We start from the raw sequence: 1,254 nt of genomic DNA, 5'->3' as shown, positions 1-1,254 counted from the left end.
AAGCGCTTCGGTTTAACGCTACAAGAGGCAAAAAATCCGCTCTCTGGTACTTACATAGGGCGACTTTGTTTGCAAGGTGTGATTACACAAGAGCAATATGATGCCGCGCAACAGTACCTACAGATAAGAAATAATTACCTTTGTGCAAAGGGCTTGCCTAATGCGATTTATGATGATGTGTCTACAAATTCAGATCCAGATAGCTTTGAACAATGGGTTCAAAAAGCAACAAATCACTATCAAGCCGTGAAAGAGGCAGTAAAAGAAGCGCAATGCCTCTATAGACAGTATAATCTTTATGCAGCACTACAGTACCTCGTTATAGAAGATCAAACGCTACCATATCTTGTGAATTCATTACGGATTGCTCTTAATGCTCTTCAGAAGTATTTTCAAAAAAGCACTTAACTATAATGTGTAACTAGTTGAAAAAATTTACGTATAAGGTATTAATTTCACGGTCTAGTTCTTTAAGTTTTTCCTTCTTTGCAGCGATATGTATTTGAATTTCGGTAATTTCTTTTAAAATTTGTAATGCTTTATTGTGTTGTTTTAATTGTGTTTCGTTATGAACAAGATCCATGTTATATATTTCTCTTTCCATGTCACTAAGTAAGCTGTATGCTATCTTATGCCTTTCTTTAATTAAATTATGCCATTTTTCTATATTTTTGATTTTTTCTTTCAAAAATAAATCTTTATCGTTCCTCAAATATTCTTTTATTAGGGACTGAAATTCAATTATGTCAGTTTTAGAAAATGTGCGTTCCCACCATAGGATTCTATCGAGTGCCTCATGATACAGTTTACGCCCATCTTCTATATCTCTTAGTGCAGTGTTTAGCTCAGCAATTTCTTTTGAACAAAATAGCTTACTCAAAAATGAAGGAGAATCTTTAGAATTAGCATATCCATTTGAAGGGGATATAAGAGACGTTATCAAAAGTGCGATAATTAATACGCTTCTAAATAAAGATTTTTTTATAAACATCATTTCTACCTTATATGTCTACCTTAATGTGCACTTTATCTGTTTAACTGATTCACTTTGAAATTATCAATATGTGTTATTATTATGTTGACAAAGTGTAGCAAATCGTATTTAATGACAAATACGGCACTGGTCGTACTGTATCTAAATGAGGGTGTGGTACAGTTCAAAATCCCCGCATTTGCGGGGTTTTTTATTATCTGGAGGGTGTATTTTATGACATCACAAAATACAGAACAGATTTCTCAAACAAAGAAAAAATA

Annotated in this window: 2 protein-coding genes; one reads left to right on the top strand and one right to left on the bottom strand. The window is 33.0% G+C overall.

All coding sequences use genetic code 11. The annotated features are described in order from the left end of the window. A partial coding sequence (locus ABID23_RS08040) for a hypothetical protein (protein ID WP_354190978.1) occupies positions 1 to 408 on the top strand: 408 nt, incomplete at its 5' end. Positions 409 to 421: 13 nt separating this feature from the next. On the opposite strand, the gene ABID23_RS08035 is transcribed toward ABID23_RS08040, so the two are convergent. Then, positions 422 to 991: a hypothetical protein gene (locus tag ABID23_RS08035; RefSeq protein ID WP_354190976.1), complete on the bottom strand. Its 570-nt coding sequence runs from the start codon at positions 989 to 991 to the stop codon at positions 422 to 424. Between the last annotated feature and the right edge of the window lie 263 nt (positions 992 to 1,254).

The organism is Bartonella silvatica (assembly GCF_040545155.1).
Classification (GTDB): domain Bacteria; phylum Pseudomonadota; class Alphaproteobacteria; order Rhizobiales; family Rhizobiaceae; genus Bartonella; species Bartonella silvatica.
The sequence above is the reverse complement of the archived record's forward strand: the minus strand, read 5'-3'. Positions and strand labels throughout refer to the sequence as shown.